Source organism: Streptomyces chattanoogensis, from assembly GCF_001294335.1.
In the GTDB taxonomy this organism is placed as follows: Bacteria; Actinomycetota; Actinomycetes; order Streptomycetales; family Streptomycetaceae; genus Streptomyces; species Streptomyces chattanoogensis.
Window position 1 is genome coordinate 1 of sequence record NZ_LGKG01000067.1, and the last position, 425, is coordinate 425.

At 71.1% G+C, this 425-nt stretch carries 1 protein-coding gene; it reads left to right on the top strand.

From position 1 onward, the window contains the following. On the top strand, positions 1–425 hold a 425-nt coding region (locus ADL29_RS09015), incomplete at both ends, for an ATP-binding protein (RefSeq protein WP_483855165.1).

The window sequence follows — 425 nt, forward strand, 5'->3', positions numbered from 1 at the left end:
GACCGGTTCCTGGACGACGCCATCGAGATCGACGTCGATGCACTCTACGACGGCCAGGAGCTCTACCTCGGCGGCGTCATGGAGCACATCGAGGAGGCCGGTATCCACTCCGGTGACTCCGCCTGCGCGCTGCCCCCGATCACCCTGGGCGGCTTCGACATCAAGCGGCTGCGCGCCTCGACCGAGGGCATCGCCAAGGGCGTCGGCGTCCGCGGGCTGATCAACATCCAGTTCGCGATGGCCGGCGACATCCTCTACGTCCTGGAGGCCAACCCGCGTGCCTCGCGCACCGTGCCCTTCACCTCGAAGGCCACCGCGGTGCCGCTCGCCAAGGCCGCCGCCCGCATCTCCCTGGGCGCCACCATCGCCGAGCTGCGCGCCGAGGGCCTGCTGCCCAAGCAGGGCGACGGCGGCACCCTGCCGCT